Genomic DNA, 17,344 nt, shown 5'->3' with positions numbered 1-17,344 from the left:
GCTATCCTTGTTCGGCCCCAGGACGATGTAGAAGGCCTGCACGCCTTGCGATGCCAGCCATTGCTCCCAGCCTGCGGTGGCCAGCGCAATTTTCCTCGCCGCTTCGACATCGGCAGGTATGCTGCCGCGCCGAGTCACCGTCAGCGTCAGCGTCTGTTCATATTGGTCCCCCAGATACAACCAGCCATCATGACCTATCGTCACCTGGCTGGGTGGGGCTATTTGCTGAGTATAAACGACCAGAGGAGATTCAAATCCGAGCCTGGCGCGCGGGCGCGAATTGAGCGAGAGCGCAATGGCATCGAGTTCGTCTTGGGAGTAGATCGACAGGTCGGAACCCTTGGGCATGTACTGGCGCAGCAGGCCATTGGTATTCTCGTTTGATCCCCGCTGCCAAGGGCTATGCGGGTCGGCGAAATAGATCTGGACACCGGTACGCTCAGTGAGTATTTTGTGTCCGTGCATCTCGCGTCCCTGGTCGTAGGTCATGGTTTTTCGCATCGCCGCTGGCTCGCGGTTGAGCACTGCGAAGAAGCTGTGGACGACGGCCTTGGTTGTAGCGTTATCCATCTTGGCCCGCACCACGAAGCCGGTGGTGCGCTCGACCAGCGTACCCACCGATGAGCGATTACCGGCGCCCTTGATGAGGTCGCCCTCCCAGTGGCCTGGGATGATGCGGTCCTCGATCTCTGGAGGGCGTATGTGGATGCTCTGCATGTCCGGGATCTGGCCGCGTCGGTCGGTGCCTCGGCTGCGCGGCTTGCGCACTTGGTTGTGGTGGCGCAGACAGGCGATCAGTTCGCGCTTGAGTTCGCCGCGCGGATGCAAATAGATGGCGTTGTAGATGGTCTCGTGGGACACGGTCTTCTCAGGGGTGTTGGGCCATAGGAGCCGCAGTTTGCGCGCTATTTTCTGAGGCGACCAGAGCAGTTTGAGCTGATGCCGGACGACTTCAAGCAAGATGCTATCGGCGTGTAGTTTCGGCAGGCGCCGAGGCGTTGTCCGGCGTGTCAGACATTGCAGATGTGCCCGGTTGGCATCGTAGAGGCCAGTGTCGGCGGTACGTTTGATTTCGCGGCCAATCGTGCTGGCCGAACGACAAAGGCGTTTAGCAATGGATCGAATGGAGCACAGGTCGTCGCGCATGGTCATGACGACGGCGCGCTCCTGGGTAGTCAAATGTTTGTAATTTCTCGCCATGGCGGCACCTTACAGCAAAGGTGTTGCACTTGGTTTTTGAGAACGCCCACATAACAATATGCTTACTTAAAAACAAAAGCTTTCAAGTATTATCGAGCAGCAGGATTGCGTCAAATTCTATCCAGCACCGGGAACGTCACGTGATCGAGTAGCTGCTCCACGGGCAGGAAATCGCGCAGTGGGAGCCACATCTGAAGCCGAACGGGGGCCAGCTCGAGCGTCTTTCCATGGCGCTGCAATGCTTGCAATATCGCATCCTGCGCAAGCACGTTCAGGCGCCAGCAAGAGGGGAGATGGCGCACCATCGCCGAGGCGGCGGCAGCAGGCAAGCCGTCGTATGCCGTGACAATGGCGCCATGGGCATCCTCCAGCACGACCATCGAGCACACCGGATCGCTATAGCAATATACGGCGCGCGCAAACGGCGGCAAGGGCAAGCTGTTGTCGGGCACAAGTTTGCTATCGGGCTCGAATGGTGGCTGATCTTTCCGATCGTCATCCTCGGCGCCCCTGACCCAACCATACATCCAGCGGTCAGCCACCTGGAAACCGTGCTTTTCATACACTGAATACTGGCTGGTCCACAGCGTCAGGTAATCGAACTGCTGTTCTCTCGCATGGGCAATAATAACCTCCAGCATGCTGTTGGCGATACCCTTGCCGCGTTCCCCTTGTGCCACGCAGACGAGGCCGATCATCGCGATACGTAGCGTGCGCTCACCCAGCTGGTACTGCTTTTCCCGCAATACCAGTCCGCCGATGGTCACCGTGCCGATACGCGCTTCTGCAAAAATCACGCCTTTCGACGCCGCCGACAACCAGGGAAAATGACGCTGTAGCGTCACTCCACGGTTCTTGCTTTGGAAAAAAACGCCCCAAAACAATGCTTTCAAGGCCTCGGATGCCACCGTGGAGAGTGTGATTGTCACGCCCTCTGTATGAACCATTTTCGACGATTCCATCAGTTAATCCGCTCCAAAATGAACAGTGAAAAGAAGCTGCAGACGGCATTCGCGCCAGCTGCCCGATGCGTATCAAGCTGCCTATCGCGTCAGAGGGTCGCGTCTGCGGGCAGCGTATGGAGAGAACGAGCAAGAAGGAACGGAAGCGTGGCGAGCCACGCGACACAGATCAATGCGCTCGCCGCGTGCAACAGCTGCCATCAGCCGATGCATTGATCTGCCAACACAGCTTCCAGGCACCTCGCGACTGCCCTGTTCCACTCAAGAACGGGCGCCATCCATATTCAGCGCCCACCATTTACGCAGCAATACGATCGCCGAGGACAGGAAGAAACCGAATAGCAGACTTAACAGCAATACTGCGGACAAGCGGATATTGCGTTTCTCCGGCAAGGTAGGACCAGCGATGAAGCGGCTTTTTTCCAGATACAAATTGATGGAGCGCTGGTTATCAATCGTAAGCATGTTATACACCTCCTTGACCACTTCATCGTTCAGGTTCTTGGTCTTGAAGACGCCTTCCTTCACCGCTTCGAGGCCGCGCAGCAGCGCTTCGCCCGATTGGTTGGTATCGATCAGGCTCTTGGCCTGGTCGTAGTATTCGCGCAATAGAATACTCTGTGCCTGCTCACGCTTGAGGCGGATGATGGTTTCGCTGGTGCTCAAGGCTTCTACTTCGCCGGACATCAGATGGGTAATGGGGGACAAATAACGGGCACTGTCTTCCGTGACTGAAATCACCGAGGTTGCCGACTTGTTCGCCGCTTCCGGATAATTGTTCACGATCTTCTTGAGCACGACACCCTTGCGCTGATACATCTCCAGCCGCTCATTCATGCCGATGATATCGTTATCAAGCTTGGTGATCTTGGCCGATAATTCAATGTGGTTGAAACGCAGCCCATCGGAATAATCGGAGTAGATGATGCTGTCGATGGTATAGCGCCCCAACAAGCCCACCATGCGCTGGGCACTCTCGGCATTGCCTGCTGCATAGGAAATACGCAAACCAATCACATTATTGCCGCCGTCCTTGGGTTGCTCCATCAGCTCCTTGGCGTCCATCTTGGTGAAGGAGAAAATCGGCTCCACCATCTTGTTAAATCCATCACCGCTGGCCATGGCCTTGCGCAGTCCCCCGATGCCGTCGACTGCCTGCAGCTTGTTCGCCTGCACAAAAGCGTCAAAGCGCTCGCTGGTACTGAAAGCAGCGGCATAGCGTTTGTAATCAGCCAATACGATACCCGGATTACCTTCCTTGTCCTTTTTCGCATCCTTGCCCAGCGTCTCCAATGGCAAGGGTATCGGACCGCCAAACTGCAAGAAGCCTTCGCTACGATACTGCCCCAGATACAAGGCTCCGGACACGGCGATGGCCATGGCCGCTATCGTAGCGGTGCCAATCCACTTGCGCGCGTCACGCAATGATTTGACATAATTAACAACATTCTCGCCATTGTGCTTGTCAAGCTGATTCAAATTTTCCATGTTTCTTCTTTAGAAAGTAAATATATCAATCCACCGGTACCGCAAGGCAAGAGGCGCACAGGCTGTACCTGATTGTTCAAGGCTACGACGCCGCAGCATCGCCACGGGCGCACCAGATCAAATCTTCAATACCGCACTGAGGTGCATATTCTGTTACCGCCTGCAGCAGCAAGGCGCGCACCGCTTCATGATCAAACCGTGCGCATGCTTGCGTCAACTCATCGAGCAGTAACTCCAGCTGCGGCCAGGGCAATTCGGCTTCCTGGGCACGCATGATCAGGGGATGATCAGTACCTTCAACGTTATCGCCGATCAGCAGTTCTTCATACAATTTTTCGCCGGGACGCAAGCCCACATGATGGATGTCAATGGTGCCATTCGGCGTCTGTTCGCTGCGCACTTCCAGGCCGCTCAGATGCACCATGCGTTTGGCCAGATCGACGATCTTCACCGGATCGCCCATGTCGAGCACGAAGACGTCGCCCCCTTCGCCCATGGCGCCCGCTTGCAGCACCAGTTGTGCGGCTTCCGGAATGGTCATGAAGTAACGGGTGATTTCCGGATGGGTAATGGTGATGGGGCCGCCTGCCATGATCTGTTTGCGGAATAAGGGGACGACCGAACCGGATGAGCCCAGGACATTACCAAAGCGCACCATGCAGAAACGCGTCTTGTCCTGTTCGCGTGAAAATGCCTGCAAGATCAATTCCGCTAGGCGCTTGGTCGAACCCATGACATTGGTTGGCCGCACGGCCTTGTCGGTGGAAATCAGCACAAAGCGTTTCACCCCGGCGGCAATGGCAGCGCGCGCCATGCTCAAGGTGCCCAAGGCATTGTTGCGTATTCCCTCGATCGGGTTGTGTTCCACCAACGGCACATGCTTGTATGCAGCTGCGTGATACACCGTTTCCACCTTGAACGTGCGCAGAATCTTTTCACATTTCTCGGTTTCCAGGACGGAACCCAGGAATGGCAACAGCTCGAGTTCGCTATGCTGCGCCTTGCGCAAGCCCTGCAATTCCTGTTCGATGGTATACAGGGCAAATTCCGACATCTCAAGCAGGATCAGGCGCGCAGGCCGCTGCCGCAGAATTTGGCGGCACAATTCGGAACCGATGGAGCCGCCGGCGCCCGTGACCATGACGGTCTTTCCAGTGATACACATGGCCATCAAGTCATGGTCAGGCTCGACTGCGTCACGGCCCAGCAAATCTTCGATCTCGATCTCGCGCAAGTCTTGCAAGCGAACCAGACCGCTGATCAGGCTCTTGATCGGCGGGGTCACCAGTGTCTTGATCTTCAGGGGCTCCAGCTTGTCGAGAATACGGCGCTGCTGCGCACGCGTCAAGGATGGCAGGGCCACCAGGATCTTGGTGATGCCCTTGTCCACCACAAGTTCCGGCAAATCTTCGGGGGCATACACGCGAATGCCGGCGATGATTGCGCCGTGCAACTCTTTTTTCTCATCGATCAGTGCTATCGGACGGTACTCGGTGCCATAGCTCAGCGTCTGTGCCAACTGGCTGCCGGAAGCACCGGCGCCATAGATGGCGACAGGAATGCCACCGGTCACGCCCGATACCCGCGCGAAATAGCCGCGCGCCATGAAACGGCTGGCAGTCACATACATGATCGCACTGACCCAGTAAATGCCAAAGACTCCGCGCGACAGGCCGATCATATGCGTCGAGAAGGCCGCAAAGGCCAGCATGACTGCCACCGACAGCGTCACGCCCAGCACCACCACGTAGACTATCTTGTAGTCGATAAAACGGATCACCGCACGATAAAGTCCCAGCTTGATAAAGATCGGAATGGAGATCAGTGGCGCCAGGATAATCAGCCAGAAGTACGGGTGGAATGCAGCGAGACTGACACCGTCAAAACGCAGCAGTATCGCCACGCAAAATGTCAGTGGCAAAAAGAACATGTCCGCAGATGCGGCGATCAGCTGCTTTTGCAAGCGCGGGAAATTCGATAAAGGAGTCATCAATTCTTACCAATCTCAATATGCAGGCGCAACCTGGGCATCAATGCGTGATGCCATCGCGACGCACCACTTTCAGGAAGGTCAGGAAGATAATTTTCAAGTCGAGGAAAAACGACTGGCGCTGCAGATATTCGGCATCCAGGCGAACTTTGTCCGGTATCGGCAATTCATCGCGGCCGTTGATTTGCGCCCAGCCGGTCAAGCCAGGCAATACCTGGTCTACTCCATACTCGGTACGCAAGGCAATCAAATCATCCTGATTGAACAGGGCGGGACGCGGGCCGACAAAACTCATGTCACCGACAAGGATGCTCCACAGCTGCGGCAACTCATCCAGGCTGGATTTACGCAAGAACGGGCCGACCGGCGTCAGGAAGCGCTTGGGATCGGCCAGCAAATGGGTCGCGACCGCAGGGGTATCAACACGCATGGTGCGAAATTTTGGCATCCGGAAGATACGGTTGTGGCGCCCCACCCGGTCCGACCAATACACGATGGGACCGGACGAGGTCAGTTTGACCAGTACGGCCACCACCAGCAACGGTATGGACAGCACGGCAACGGCCAGCAAGGCAACACTTACATCAAACAAACGTTTCATTTAATTTCCCCGCGCCGCACGACGCAAACCTTCATCCACACTCAACGGCGGCACCCAGCCGAGCAACTGTCGCGCCTTAGAAATATCCACCTGCAAAGACCCGCACAAGCGCTGCGCGAAGCCGCGCTTGCCAATCATGGCGCATGCCGCACCCAGCATCCATGCCGGCACCGGCAACAGCCGCGCGGGCTTGCCCAGCGCCAGACCCATACGGCGCAGCAGCTGGCTCGTCGACAAGTCTTCGCCATCGGCCGCCAGCCAGACCTGATTGGCCGCCGCCGGGTGTTCCGCGCACACGGCTACCAGGTCAGCCAAATTGTCCAGCGCGACCAGGCTGCGCCGATTCTTGATCGCTCCCAGCGGTAGCGGCACGCCGCGCCGCAGCCAGCGCATCATGCTGAGGAAATTGGCCCCGACGCCAGGCCCATACACCAGCGGCGGCCGCACCACCACCACCTGCATGCCGGTTTCCTGGGCCAGCGCAAACAATCCCTGCTCGGCTTCCAGCTTGGAAATACCATACGGATCCGACGGTGCAGGAACATCACTTTCAGAGAATGCCTGTCCAGGCAGCGTCGCTTCGCCATTCACCTTGATGGAACTGATAAACACAAAACGCCGTACGCCCGCGCGGGCGGCGCAACGTGCCAGGTGCAGAGTGCCATCGACATTTACACGGCGAAATTCCTGCAAGGGATCGGCCGCCGTCTCGTTCATCACATGCACGCGCGCCGCAGCATGCACGACGACATTCACCGAGTCGAAAGCATGATCCCAGCATGTCTGGCTGGACAGATCGTCAATGACAAACGTTTCCACCGTATCAGGAAACACGGCACCGGCATCGCGCGTGCAGGCACGAATACGTCCATCGCCCATGCGGGCCAGCCGTTCAATCAATGCGGCGCCGACAAATCCGGTCGCTCCAGTCAATAACACCACAATACATTCCTAATCAAAAACATCGGGCAGGACACCGGGCCGGCATCCTGTCCGCCGCATGAGCGGCTTATCCTGCCATTAGCGCACCTGGCGCGGCGTGTCAAACAAGGCGGCATACTTAGCCGAAATTGTGCTCCACGTATAATTTTCTTCGGCGATCCGCTTCATGGTGCGCCCAATTGCTTGCAGCTCATCTGGCTGCACGGTATTGAGGATGGCCAGCAAACCGGCTTCATCGTCGAAGTAACGGGCCTGATTTTGCGTTGTTTCCCGGTTATAACTCACGCCAAATGCCAGAATGGGCAAGCCCAGGTACATCGCTTCCACTAGCGAAGGATTCGTTCCACCGGCGCTGTGGCCATGCACATACATGCGGCAATTGCTGCGCAACTGGTTCAGGATGCTCTGGTCATAAATCGGATCAAGCAAGTGCACATGCGCCACCTGCGCATATTTTTGCTTCAGCTCCTGCCCATATGCGCTATTGGCCCAATTACCGACAATAACCAGGGGCATGCGCGTCTGCGAAGCAAAGACATCGATGATCAATTGCACATTATTTTCCGGCTCGATGCGGCATACCTTGAAGGCATAATCATGCCGCAAGAAGGGAAAGCGCTGCAATACTTCGCCGCTGATGGGCTGCTGCGTCACATGGTCGGCACCATACGCAATCAATTCGCTGGGACGGCCATATTGCGCGCTGACATATTGCTGAATCGCCTTGTTGTCGGCAATCGTCACATCGGCAAAACGCACCGCCGTCGCTTCGGAAAGCTTCAAGAACCATTTGGCGAAACGCCCCCATTTGGCGCGGCGCCACTCCATGCCATCGATATTGACGATGATTTTCTTCTTGCTCAGCAACTTAATAACAGGCAAGAAAATACAGCCTGAAACCCCGAGGATCACAAGCACGTCCGCAAAGCGTAGTGCGGACAGCATGGAAACGATATCGTATGGAATACTCTGCACACCATTCGCGTCCAGATTGACATATTTCAGCTGGACGCCCTTGTACGTTGGCGGGTGCTCGGCATATTTTTTACCACTGCAGTATACGGTGATATCAAACTTGTCGCACAGATTATCCGTCAGGTGCTCGGTCAGCGTTTCCCATCCACCGTATTTTGCCGGCAAGCCCACCGTTCCAATAATTGCAATCTTCATTTACCAACCTTCATTTTAAACTTGTCATTCAACACAAATGCCCTCTCCCGGATACGCTGCACACTGACTGCAGCAAGACGATCCGATAGGCAATACAGGTAATTATTTCCGGAAATACCTTAGCTTCAGCACATCGGACAATATTCTCAAGCAACCGAATGCGACGGAAATCAATAGGCAGCCGATGCCATAAAAGCGCCAATGGCGCAGCATCACTTTCTTTGCGCGGAATTCATTCATACGCATCTTGAACAGTGCAGAAGACAGGCCGCCCGTGCTGCCAGGCGCGCGCGACAGCGTCGTCATCGGCAAAGGAACGAAATGCACGGCCTTGGCCCGCGCATTAATATTGAGCAGATACGCATAATCTTCGCAATAGCGCATCAACGGCACGCCCAGGCCCAGGTTACGCCGCACTGCCAGGCAAGGGGTATACACGGGATTGAGCGCCGCCAGCAGATACTTGAACGGCAAATGACGCAGGCGCCCCGTATACCAGCGCGCATTGATGGCATTGATATTGGTCGGCGTATCGACGGGATGATAAACAATGTCGCACCTACCCTGCTTCAGGTAGCCAAGCAGGAAATCAATTTTCTCTGGAGAAAACCGGTCATCGGAGTCCAAAAACGCCACGAAGCTGAAGCGCGCGCGTCGCACGCCCAGGTTGCGTGCCGATTGGGGACCACTGTTTTTCGCCAGGCGGTAAACCCGTACCGGCACACCCGAGGAATTGCAAACAGGCAACTTCTCGGCCAGCAGTAGATTGGGCGAGCAGTCGTCGACGACCACGATCTCAACCTGTTCAATTGCGGTGGTCGTGACCGACTCAATGGCATCAAGCAAAGCGTCATAGCGCGCATATGCGGGAATGACCACGGTAATGCCAAATGTTTTTCCGATAGTCATAATTTAAAAGAAGCTTACCGAATTAATGGAAGACGAACCAAGCAGGAAAGCGATGGTCAGGCCAAATGACGCGAGCACATAGCAGTACACGCGCGGGTACATCTCCAAGGCTCGGCTGCGCTCAAGCTCATAGGCAAAGCACCACACAAAGATCGGATAAATCGAATACACAAAGCGATAGCTGAAGTACGGCAGGGGGAATAGCAGGACGCTGGCGATAAACAGCAGCCGCAGGAAGCTCGCATAGGGCTTCAGGTCAATATAGTCGCGCTTGTTCAAATGACGCATGAACGCATACAGGCAGAAAAAACTGGCATAGATACTGATCCGCGCCAAAATTTCATCGTTATCATGCGCCAGATATTTCGTGACCTCGTAGATAAAACCGTTGACCGGCGCATACAGGACGCTGTCCGCTGGCACAATAAACAGGCAGAGCAAGGCCACCAAACCGCCTTGGAGCAGGCGCCGCATGTCACAGCAGGACAACAGATAAATTGCCAGCAATAGCAATGAACTTTTGTGCAACAGCAGCGACAGGACCAGGAAGAGCAGGCCAGACTTGTGTTTCATTCCGCGCGAGACAGCCACGCAAAACAGGATGGCCGATGCGGATTGCCTGAATGCATTGGTAAAGAACTCGGTGCCAACCGGGGAAACAACCAGGAAGAACAGCATGAAGAACTTGACCCGAATATTGCCCTTCATAAACAAAATCGGTAACACAATGAAGAGAATCCAGATGCTTGCGAAAGCATACCGGTTGCACAATACCCCGGGCGCCATCGAGAAAAAGAAGTCCATCACATAAAAGGAATAGTCATCGGCTTCGATGGCCCCGCCGCCTCCCTGGCAAGCCGTCAAGAAATAGTTCAGGTATGTCGAGGAATCCGTGCCGAATTCCGGCGAACGGAAGGCAAAGGCGCACAAAGTGATCAGGCAGCACATCGCAATCTGAAATGACAGACGCGACTTATCCTGGGTAAACATCCCGAGTATCAAGACAGGCAGGAAAACGAGTATATAAACTTGACCGATTGGCATTTTTCTTTTTTCAAACGGGCGGTGCCGAACTTGCGCTACAAAAACGCAACACCTGCAGCGCTGCGTGCACGGCACCGAAGGGCCCGGCTACGCACTTCGGCAACATCTCAGCGCTTGAACTCTTTCATGGCGGATTGCAACTGGCTCAGACTCGGTTGCACATGCGTCAACAAATGCGCATATGCCTCGCCAATATTCGTCAGCTCTTGCTTGGCATAGGCCTGGCGGTTAATTGCCGGTTTGAATTTGATCTGCATAAAACGATAGGCACGGCGTGAAAACTCGCGCAACAGTTCCCATACGAACGATAAACAGGCAGGGCTATAACGTTCGCGCTTGACATAGGCGCACAGGGAAGCCTTCGTTTCACGCCAATATTTAGGGTGATGCAGACAGCACTTGGCATACAGGCGGGGCAGATTGGGACGATAATCGGCTTTGCCGATCTTATCGATCGCCGCCTTGAACGAGTAAGACCACACCGTTGGCACGCTGTAGAACTCAGGGATCAACGGATCCCACACCAGATTGCTGAAGGCGCCGATGTGCGCATTGTCGCGCAAGCCCCCCTTGTGCCCACCTTCCGCACTTTGTCCCGAGGTGCTGCCCCCCGAACTACCCGCGATAATAAAGGGAAAGTCGATCTGCACGCTGCTGCGCGACTCCTCGGCAATCAGCGCCGCGCTATAAATATCAGGGCTGACTCCGCCAAAAAGCGCACCATATTTTTGCTCGATACGTCCGGCGAGCGCACGCGACATCATGCCCAGATAGGCGCGTGGCATGGACATGACGCCCGTTCCCAGATTTTTCAACGCCTGCTGCAGCACCTGCGGTCCGTCGAGCCGGGAAATAGTGGCGGCAAATGGCTGCACCGTCAGCTTGGCCGTAAAGTCAGCCCCAAAATACAGGGACTTGAAGTCCGGCCAAAAATAAGCCGCACCCAGGGAACAAGCGGCCGCTTCGACCTGCGTATCGCGCGCCCAGCGCGCCAGCTCTTCTGCACCGGGTCCCAGGCAATCGTCATCGCCGAGGAAGATCAGATAATCGCCAGTTGCCAGGCGCAGTCCATTCTGAAAATTGCTGACCACATCCATGGGACGTTGCGGATGGTGATAAATCAGCCGTCCCGATTCGATCCAATGCCCCAATTCTTCAGCGATTTGCATGGTATCGCTGGTATCCGACACAACGACTTCCGTGTCCGGAAAGTTTGTCAGAATAGTGGTAATCGCATTGATCGCATAGCGTTGACGATTATGCGTAGGAATGATTGCAGACAGAAGAGGCATTATAAGTATGATGTATAAACAAATGGGTGGTGTATCAACAATGCAATCAGATGCTGCTTTAATGCTGCAGCCGTCGGGAAAATTTGGTGTTAGCCAGCCAACGCCGGATATCTGGTGCGCACAACGCGCTGCATCCAATAGACAGCACTGCCGTCACAGCGATGAGCAACAAGCGCAGCCACCGGCCATCGATGGTAGAGAGGCACCAGTAACCCAACATCAGGCATGGCAAGCTGGCCAGGACCGGCAATGCCAGGCTTTCCCGGAACCACCGTCCAAACTGACCCGGCAAAAAATGGCGATGCAAGAAATACATATACGGCGGCATCGTGCACAGATTCATGATCAGCCATGACAAGCCAGCCCCGGCCAAACCGTGGTGCAGCACGAGGTAAATCATCATCGGCGTCACGACGACCACGGACACCATGCCGACCTGCAAATTCAAGCGAATATTGCCATGCGCCAGGGCCAGGTAATAGGGCACGACGGTCAGCGCTTGCAATACTTGTCCGCCGAGCAACAGCGAGGCGGCGATAGCAGCGGCCTGGGCACTAGCTGCGGAACCTGTCCATAAATAAATCACATCATGCGAAAACAGCGCCACCACCAGGCAGCCAGGCACGGTCACGATGGCAACAAACTGGCAGGTCCGGTGATACAAGGCAATGAGTTGCTCGGGCTCATTGCGTGCGACCAATTCTGTAAAGCGGGGGAAAATTGCCGAGGCGATTGGACTTGCCAATATCAACGGGACCGATGCCAGCGTTCCTGCCAGCGTATAAAAGCCCAGCATTTCAAGCGACAACATCTTGCTAACCGTCAACTTATCAATTTGGGTCAGCAAAATCGACAGCAGCGCCATACCCGCCATCCCTGACGCATAGCGCCAGGTATTATGAAACACTTGCTTACGGAAAAAGCCGACAGCGCGCACGCCATCGGTTCTCAGCGCATGCCACAAGCCATGCCGTACTGTAAGGCAATAAATCGCATTCGCCACCAGTTGCCAGACAGCAAAGGTGACGATCGTAGGCGAAAACAGCCACAGCACCAACAGGGTGCCAAAGCCCCGGTAGGCGCTCCAGGCGATCTGCAAGAAGTTAGCACGCACTTGTTGCTGCAAGCCCATCAAACCACCGATATACAGTCCTGATGGCAACTGGAACGCAATGGCCACGCCCATCAGCCGGATCGCCAGCGTGATATCGTCGGAACGCAAAGTGCCGGCCTGCAGCCAATGCTCGGTAATCAATGGTGCGCCCAGCCACAGCGCCACAGCGATCACACAGCAAATCACCAGGTAGCTCAATTCGTAGGTGCGCAACAGGTCGCGCCGCTCCTGCGCGGCATTCGCACTCGCTGACAGGCGCGCCATTTCGCGATTCAAGGTGGCGGAAAAACCCATGTCGGCAAACGCCATGACACCGAGCAGCGTGGAATAAAACCCTACCAGGCCATACGCTTCCGCCCCCAGCATGTGCAGATACAGGGGCACAAACAGATACACTGAAATGAAGCCCCATGCACGTCCCACGATATTGGCAGTGATATTCCGCTTAATCATGAATATCCGGGGAATGGTGCAGCAAGATGGAAGATTTCATTTTTATTATAATTCTTAAAGCAATATGTTCGGCATCGGTCATCGATGCCGTACCATTTCCGCTGCTTATCAGCTATTTTTCAATTCCTGTTGCACATAATCAAGGGACAGCAGCAATTTCTTGACGCCTTCGACATCAAGGCGCTGCGTATTATGCGAGGTGTAGTCCTGCGCCTGATTCACTTCGGGCTGTCCGTCCAAGATGAATTTATCGTAGTTCAAGTCGCGGTTATCGGCCGGCACGCGATAATAATCGCCCATGTCCTCTGCCTTGGCGATCTCTTCGCGCGACACCAGCGACTCGTACAGCTTTTCACCATGCCTGGTACCGATCACCTTGACGGGCACATTGCTGGAAAACAGTTCCTGTATAGCCTGCGCCAATACTTCGATGGTGCTGGCAGGCGCCTTCTGCACAAAAATATCGCCTTGCTGTCCATGCTCGAAAGCATGAATTACCAGGTCAACCGAATCTTCCAGCGACATCAGAAAACGGGTCATTTCCGGATCGGTCACCGTCAGCGGTACGCCAGCCTTGAGCTTTTCAATAAACAGCGGAATCACCGAACCGCGCGATGCCATCACATTGCCGTAACGCGTGGCGCACATCACCGGGCCACCTGGGCGCACCATGCGCGACTTGGCGACCAGCACTTTTTCGGCCATGGCCTTGGAGATACCCATCGCATTAATTGGATACACTGCCTTGTCCGTACTCAGCAAAATGACTTTTTGAACGTTGTTGGCAATCGCTGCATTCAGGACATTTTCCGTACCCAGCACATTGGTCCGCACCGCTTCCATGGGATAAAACTCGCATGACGGTACCTGTTTGAGTGCCGCCGCGTGGAAAACATAATCTACGCCAGCCATCGCCTGCGCGACACTCTGGTAATCGCGCGTATCGCCAATATGAAATTTGACCTTATCGTTGTTCAACGCGATCCGCATGTCTTCCTGCTTCTTTTCGTCGCGGCTAAAAACAATAATCTCTTTGACATTCGTGTTTAAGAATCTGTTCAACACGGTATTACCAAAGGATCCAGTGCCGCCAGTAATCATTAAAACTTTATTATCAAACATGTCAGTCCAGGTAAAGGTAGAATTAAAAATGGCGCTGCCGTCAGGCTTGACCGGCAGACTCGTGCAGCGCGCTCTCCACTGCAGCGATCAGTTGCTCGATGTCCTGCGCGGAAAGCCACCAGCCACACGGCAGGGCGATTATGTTACGTTGTAATATGTCGGTATTCGGCAATTCACGGCGACAAGCCACAAACCCGGAATAAATATCATTACGTTGATGCAATATTGACGCTGCTACGCCGCGCGCTTTCAGCGCTTCCAGGACAAGGTCACGTTGCTCAACTGCAATTAATACGGCCCAATATGATGGCAACGCTCCGACGCTCGGCGTCAACAGGGTCAAGCCGGCACAGGAGGCCAGCCCATCTTTGATCTGCTGTGCATGCAGGCGCGTTTGTGCCATGCGCTGCGTGACTCCCTGCAATTGTACAGAGCCCAGCGCCGCGCACAAATTATTCATGGCCATCGACCAGCCGATGACGGGAATATCGGACTGCGGATTGATTTCACCTGCCGCAGTGCGAAAACTGCCGGCATCGATACCGAAACGACGCAGCTTGCGCGCACGCACAGCATCGTCGGGATCACGGCACGCCAGCGCGCCCCCCTCGGTGGTATTGATTTGCCGGTTAGGATAAAAAGAAAACACCGCGAAATCACCGAACGTACCCACCTGCTCTCCATCAATTGTCGCCAGCAAGGCGTTGTCGCAGTCTTCAATCAAAACAATGCCGCGCTGGCGGCAAATTTCAGCGATCGCCTGCGCCGGGCCCGGATAGCCGGCCAGGTGATACAGAATCACGGCGCGCGTGGCTGGCGTGATGGCACGCTCAAAATCGGCCACGTCCATACAGGCCGATGCGGGTGCCACATCCACCCAGACGGGGCGCCCGCCACATCCGGCAATGGCCGAATTGGTCGACATGCAGGCGAAAGCCGTGGTCAGCACATCATCCCCCGGGCGTACGCCTGCCAGATACAAGGCCAGGTGCAGCGCACTGGTCATGTCCACGGTGGTCACGACATGCGGCTGGCCCAGCAATTCCCCCAAGCCAGCCTCGAATGCCGCAACGTGCGGGCCGGACGCAATGCGGCCCGAGCGCAATACGGCCAGGGCCGCCGCTTCCATCTCGGGCGTATTTACCACGCCAAACAAAGGCAGTACGGACATGGACATCACCCTTTTTTCAAGGCATCGACAATGCGCTCGCGATCTTCCGCACCCAGCCACCAGCCGCACGGAATATGCACCATGCGGCGATAATAGGTATCCAGCTGCGGCAGGGGACCGGCCAGTTCCTTGAAAATGCTGTGCAAGTGGTTCGGACGATGCAGCTTCGATGCCGATACCCCGATGGCGGCAAGCCGGCGCTCGACATCGGCGGAGTCGTCCGACAAGACGGTGTACAGCCAGTAGCTGGGCTCGGCCAGCGCATCGAACGCGGCCACGGCAAGACCCGGGATGGCGCCGATAGCACGGTCAAAATAACGGCCGTTTTCCTTGTGCGGGTTCAGTACACGGGCATCAATGTCTTGCAGTTGCGCCAGCCCAAACGTGGCCGTCACATTATTCATATTGTATTTATAACCGATGGACGTGATGTCGACTTCGGTACGCGGCACGCCCTTTTCCAATCCGAACCAGCGGAATTTCTTTGCTTCCCGGATCAGCGACGCATCGCGCATGGTCAACATGCCACCGTCAACGGTCGTCATGTGCTTGATGGCTTGCAACGAGAAAATGGCAAAGTCGCCAATGGTGCCAATTGCCGCGCCATCGTAGCGCGCACCCATGGCATGCGCACAATCTTCGATCAACGCAATGCCGTGACGACGCGCAATGGCAGCGATCTCGGCCAGTCGCACCGGCATCCCGGCATAGTGCACAATCAGGATAGCCTTGGTCTTGCTGGTAATGCCTGCCTCGATGGCGGCGGGATCAAGGTTGCCGGAAAGCGCATCGACATCGGCAAACACGGGCACCGCGCCCATTTGCAGGATAACGACATTCGTTGGCTCCGCCGTCATGCTGGTCGAAATGACCTCATCGCCTGGCCTTACGCCAACCAGATGCAATGCCGCGTGCAATGCGGCGGTACCGCTGCTCATCCCCAATGCAAAAGGCAAACCAAAATGCTCGGCGAAACGCCGCTCAAACTCGTAGACCGGCTCTCCCTCCCCAACTTGGCCGCTATACAGCACTTGCTCAAGCGCAGGCATCAGAACCTGCTTGTCAGGGAAGCCAACTTTTACTAAAGGAATCATCTTCAACTCTCGGTTTACCAAAGGCACTAAACAATGGGCAGCAACGCTAAGGCGCAGCAGCACCCCGACTTCCCGGCATACCATACATCAATGCTGGCATAAAGTGGTCACACCACACATTGCCCCGTATCAGCAAGCAATGAACGAAGACAGGCCAGGCTGGCACTGCCACGGGCGGGCGACCCATCGCCATGCATAGGCAATTGCTTACGCATTGACAATCATTTGCGAAATCAATTTTCTTTGATCGCACCACGATCATGGGGACTGTGCACTGTCAAAGCCGCACCGGCTGGCGACACCACACCAGGCACACATGCGCCCCAAGCTGGATGCAAATCGGCTGTGCTACGCATGCGCTGCCATGCAACTCGCGCCGTCAATCGCACTCCAGACACTACCGTGCGAGAGGCTCGCACGCACTGCCTTTACAAGAAAGATCAACGAATCCTTGTGTTGGGTTAAGCATTCCATTATGGAAGAAAAACAAACCCGGCACTGAAAATTGCCAATAAATCAACATCGTGCAACGCAAAATTCGGATATCCATTTTAAATGAAACGCACATTTATTACCAGAGCTCGGCATCGGAAATCAAATCACGCCCCAACAGAAAATACAACACGTCAGCAATGCACATATTAAATTTCTCAAGAATACTTACATGTTTAGAATTGGGTGATCATATTCCTATTCGCAGCTTGCCCTACTTCAAAGCCAGGCGCCTGTTGAGTACACTGTTGATTCCTGTCACCTCACCGCCAGCGCCATGACCCAAGCCCTTCACAGCCG

Annotated in this window: 13 protein-coding genes and 1 pseudogene; all 14 read right to left on the bottom strand. The window is 55.2% G+C overall.

All coding sequences use genetic code 11. The features are described from left to right. Positions 1 to 225: 225 nt before the first annotated feature. Positions 226 to 1,200: pseudogene (locus CSZ94_RS13830) on the bottom strand (IS30 family transposase); the annotation flags it as partial. A gap of 110 nt (positions 1,201 to 1,310) precedes the next feature. After that, positions 1,311 to 2,162 carry a GNAT family N-acetyltransferase gene (locus tag CSZ94_RS13825; RefSeq protein ID WP_102122029.1) on the bottom strand — a complete coding sequence of 284 codons (852 nt, stop codon included), beginning with the start codon at positions 2,160 to 2,162 and terminating at the stop codon, positions 1,311 to 1,313. A 261-nt stretch (positions 2,163 to 2,423) separates the two neighbouring features. Next, entirely contained in the window at positions 2,424 to 3,650 is a 1,227-nt protein-coding gene (locus tag CSZ94_RS13820; protein ID WP_102122028.1) for a lipopolysaccharide biosynthesis protein, read from the bottom strand. A gap of 82 nt (positions 3,651 to 3,732) precedes the next feature. After that, a complete protein-coding gene (locus tag CSZ94_RS13815) occupies positions 3,733 to 5,640 on the bottom strand; it encodes a polysaccharide biosynthesis protein (RefSeq protein WP_102122027.1) in 1,908 nt (635 codons plus the stop codon). 40 nt (positions 5,641 to 5,680) lie between these two features. Next, positions 5,681 to 6,241 carry a sugar transferase gene (locus tag CSZ94_RS13810; RefSeq protein WP_102122026.1) on the bottom strand — a complete coding sequence of 187 codons (561 nt, stop codon included), beginning with the start codon at positions 6,239 to 6,241 and terminating at the stop codon, positions 5,681 to 5,683. Further along, entirely contained in the window at positions 6,242 to 7,186 is a 945-nt protein-coding gene (locus tag CSZ94_RS13805; protein ID WP_102122025.1) for a UDP-glucose 4-epimerase family protein, read from the bottom strand. It lies immediately after the preceding gene. A 75-nt stretch (positions 7,187 to 7,261) separates the two neighbouring features. After that, complete coding sequence (locus CSZ94_RS13800; protein ID WP_102122024.1) at positions 7,262 to 8,353, bottom strand: DUF1972 domain-containing protein; 1,092 nt, start codon at positions 8,351 to 8,353, stop codon at positions 7,262 to 7,264. A 102-nt stretch (positions 8,354 to 8,455) separates the two neighbouring features. Then, entirely contained in the window at positions 8,456 to 9,262 is an 807-nt protein-coding gene (locus tag CSZ94_RS13795) for a glycosyltransferase family 2 protein (RefSeq protein WP_102122023.1), read from the bottom strand. A 3-nt stretch (positions 9,263 to 9,265) separates the two neighbouring features. Beyond that, positions 9,266 to 10,306, bottom strand: a complete 1,041-nt coding sequence (locus CSZ94_RS13790) for an EpsG family protein (RefSeq protein WP_102122022.1) — start codon at positions 10,304 to 10,306, stop codon at positions 9,266 to 9,268. A 107-nt stretch (positions 10,307 to 10,413) separates the two neighbouring features. After that, the gene (locus tag CSZ94_RS13785) at positions 10,414 to 11,598 is read right to left on the bottom strand and encodes a glycosyltransferase family 2 protein (protein WP_102122021.1); all 1,185 of its coding nucleotides are present in this window, start codon (positions 11,596 to 11,598) and stop codon (positions 10,414 to 10,416) included. Between the two features lie 58 nt (positions 11,599 to 11,656). Further along, complete coding sequence (locus CSZ94_RS13780; RefSeq protein ID WP_102122020.1) at positions 11,657 to 13,165, bottom strand: lipopolysaccharide biosynthesis protein; 1,509 nt, start codon at positions 13,163 to 13,165, stop codon at positions 11,657 to 11,659. A gap of 108 nt (positions 13,166 to 13,273) precedes the next feature. Further along, positions 13,274 to 14,287: a nucleoside-diphosphate sugar epimerase/dehydratase gene (locus CSZ94_RS13775; RefSeq protein WP_070254302.1), complete on the bottom strand. Its 1,014-nt coding sequence runs from the start codon at positions 14,285 to 14,287 to the stop codon at positions 13,274 to 13,276. 40 nt (positions 14,288 to 14,327) lie between these two features. Next, positions 14,328 to 15,458 carry a DegT/DnrJ/EryC1/StrS family aminotransferase gene (locus tag CSZ94_RS13770; protein ID WP_180977471.1) on the bottom strand — a complete coding sequence of 377 codons (1,131 nt, stop codon included), beginning with the start codon at positions 15,456 to 15,458 and terminating at the stop codon, positions 14,328 to 14,330. Between the two features lie 5 nt (positions 15,459 to 15,463). Beyond that, positions 15,464 to 16,615 (bottom strand): DegT/DnrJ/EryC1/StrS family aminotransferase, encoded by a 1,152-nt coding sequence (locus tag CSZ94_RS13765; protein ID WP_258000971.1) that lies wholly within the window; start codon positions 16,613 to 16,615, stop codon positions 15,464 to 15,466. Positions 16,616 to 17,344 lie beyond the last annotated feature (729 nt).

This window comes from Janthinobacterium sp. ROICE36, from assembly GCF_002869965.1.
Taxonomy (GTDB): Bacteria; Pseudomonadota; Gammaproteobacteria; order Burkholderiales; family Burkholderiaceae_D; genus Janthinobacterium.
This window is presented reverse-complemented; position numbering and strand designations above follow the sequence as displayed.